Raw genomic sequence first — 2,762 nt, 5'->3', positions numbered from 1 at the left:
TTTGTCCAGACTTTCACTCGATTAGAAAAGAGCATAAAGTATTTGAAAGCTATTGATGCTACGCAAGGGGATATTGTTTAAAGTAATCAGAACTTCATCGGTTGTTAAGTTACCACTTTAAATATATAATTAAATTTCATTAAAAAGATACTCTATTCAAAGTCCTTATTGGGTTTTTGAAGTGAAATATATACTATTTGAGGTGTGTGAAATGGGGAAATCTCGAGAGCAGACGATGGAAAATATCTTAAAGGCTGCTAAGAAAAAATTTGGAGAGCGTGGCTACGAAGGTACGAGCATACAAGAAATTGCAAAAGAAGCGAAAGTGAATGTTGCTATGGCCTCTTACTATTTTAATGGGAAAGAAAACCTATATTATGAGGTGTTTAAGAAATATGGTCTTGCTAATGAGCTACCCAATTTTCTTGAGAAGAATCAATTTGATCCTATCAATGCCCTTAGAGAATATTTAACGGTTTTTACTACACATATAAAAGAGAACCCTGAAATTGGATCATTGGCATATGAGGAGATTATTAAGGAAAGTGCACGATTAGAAAAGATTAAACCGTATTTCATAGGTAATTTTGAACAGTTAAAAGAAATATTACAGGAGGGTGAAAAGCAAGGAGTTTTTCATTTCTTCTCTATAAATCATACGATACATTGGATCACTTCTATTGTTTTATTTCCAAAGTTTAAAAAGTTTATTGATTCTTTAGGCCCAAATGAAACGAATGATACAAATCATGAATGGATGCCAGAAGACTTAGTGAACAGGATTGTTACTGCATTAACAGATAAACCTAACGTGTAAATTATTCAGTGTATATGAATTCTATTATTACTATTTAAAGCCTAATTTCTCAATGTATTGTAGAGAAATTAGGCTTTTTTCAACACGTCATTAAAGTATTTATAATTCAATGACTCAATTTGCTGATTATATTTTCAAGTATTCGTTTTGAGCTACATAGATATAGTTTTCGTTGCAACTGTTTGTTGAAATATTTTATCATGCTCAACAATAACCATTGTGGGATTAAATTGTTGAATAAGTTCTTCAATCTGCATGCGGGAATAGATATCTATAAAATTTAGTGGTTCGTCCCATATATATATATGAGCTTTTTCACATAAGCTTTTAGCGATAAGCAGTTTTTTCTTTTGTCCACCAGAATAATGAGATATATCTTTTTCAAATTGAATTCGGTCAAAGTCCATCTTACTTAGGATGGACTTAAATAAGGTTTCATCAATCTTGTGCTCTTCAATAAAGCCTGATAGTGATCCCTTCAAATGAGAAGTATCTTGTTGGACATAGGAAATGATGAGTCCTGTACCTAAAGTAACTAAGCCTGTATGCTGTATCGGATGTCCTAGAATTAGTTTTAGGATACTACTTTTTCCGCTCCCATTCGTTCCATCAAGTACAATTCGGTCACCTTGTTCAACTATGAAGCTAATCGGCTCATTCACAATTTGATCATTGTACTTAACGGACACGTCAACTAAAGTAACCAATTCATTTGATTTAAATTGCAATTGTTCCAATTTTAATGACTCAGTTTTTTCCACATTTTTTAGTAATTTTGATTTTTCCTCAATAGCTTTTTGTTGCCTTGATTCAAGGTTTTTTGCTCTTTTCATCATCTTGGCTGCTTTATGTCCTACAAACCCCTTATCCAACTTAGAGCCTGAATTCCTCGTTCCATTTTTTGAAGCTTCCACGTCATTAGACCAACTTGCTGAACGTTTGGAAGACTGTTTTAATCGCCCTATGTCTTTTTGTAGACGCTCATTTGTAGCCTTCTCATGTTCTTGCTGTCTATCAAAATTTAACTTCCAAGAAGAATAGTTACCACTTTGAACTTCAATATTTGCTCTATTAATAGATAGGATATGGTCAACACACCCATCTAAAAAGATTCTGTCATGTGAAATTAAAATAAATCCTTTTTTCTTCCTTAGATAATCGGAGACTATCTTTCGTGCATCTGTATCTAAGTGATTTGTTGGTTCATCAATTAATAGAAATTGACCCGCATTTAAAAACAGTGCAGCAAGCAACACTTTTGTTTGTTCCCCATTTGATAATGTTTTAAATGGTCTGTACATGACCTCAGCATCAACATTTAAATAGGATATCTCACGTAGAAGTTCCCAATCTGCGGCTTGGGGACAAATTTCTTCAAGGATTTCATGAGTGAATTTGTTCTTATCTGAAACAGAGTAGGGGAAGTAATTGAATTCTACTGAAGCAAGGATTTTCCCGCTATACTCATAATTCCCTAACAATAAATTAAAGAATGTCGTTTTACCTCGTCCGTTTCTACCAATAAATCCTAGCTTCCAATCCGTATCTATTTGGAAGTTTACACTTTCAAAAATATTATCAAAGCTACCTGGGTATGAAAAAGTTAAGTCTTGGACCTTTATCATTGACATAATAATTCCTCCTTTATATATCGAAACGTTTCATATAAAGTCGGAACATCCATCCATTTTTTAATTCCTCTATATAAGTTTGATGGATATTAACGACTTATATAGAGCATTACATGTGTAACAATAGTATCTGAAGTACTCATTTTTCTCGCTCCTTTATTTGTGAAGTACATTTAACAATTAGTAAGTTTCAACTAAGACAAACGGGAATAAAAAAATCCCCCAATTTGTAATCAGAAGGATTAGTCTTTCGTCTATACTTAATAAGTACTTATTAATCATTTGAATCATGACAAATAAAGTATGAACTGAAT

General features: G+C 32.6%; 2 protein-coding genes. One reads left to right on the top strand and one right to left on the bottom strand.

Features of this window, described 5'->3' with window-relative positions; all coding sequences use genetic code 11:
• Positions 1-211: 211 nt before the first annotated feature.
• Positions 212-817, top strand: coding sequence for a hemolysin II regulator HlyIIR (hlyIIR, locus tag ACQGS6_RS25945; protein WP_016080734.1), 606 nt, complete (start codon positions 212-214; stop codon positions 815-817).
• A 152-nt stretch (positions 818-969) separates the two neighbouring features.
• Here the strand turns inward: hlyIIR and ACQGS6_RS25940 are convergent, their stop codons facing one another.
• Positions 970-2,448 carry an Lsa family ABC-F type ribosomal protection protein gene (locus ACQGS6_RS25940; protein ID WP_000061799.1) on the bottom strand — a complete coding sequence of 493 codons (1,479 nt, stop codon included), beginning with the start codon at positions 2,446-2,448 and terminating at the stop codon, positions 970-972.
• Positions 2,449-2,762 lie beyond the last annotated feature (314 nt).

The sequence above is a fragment of the Bacillus sp. GMs2/2 genome (assembly GCF_050172095.1).
Lineage (GTDB): Bacteria > Bacillota > Bacilli > Bacillales > Bacillaceae_G > Bacillus_A > Bacillus_A cereus.
The sequence above is the reverse complement of the archived record's forward strand: the minus strand, read 5'-3'. Positions and strand labels throughout refer to the sequence as shown.

Bases quoted from the DNA above. Each gene is read 5' to 3' on its own strand.
- hlyIIR (WP_016080734.1), top strand. From the start codon at position 212: ATGGGGAAATCTCGAGAGCAGACGATGGAAAATATCTTAAAGGCTGCT.
- ACQGS6_RS25940 (WP_000061799.1), bottom strand. From the start codon at position 2,448: ATGTCAATGATAAAGGTCCAAGACTTAACTTTTTCATACCCAGGTAGC.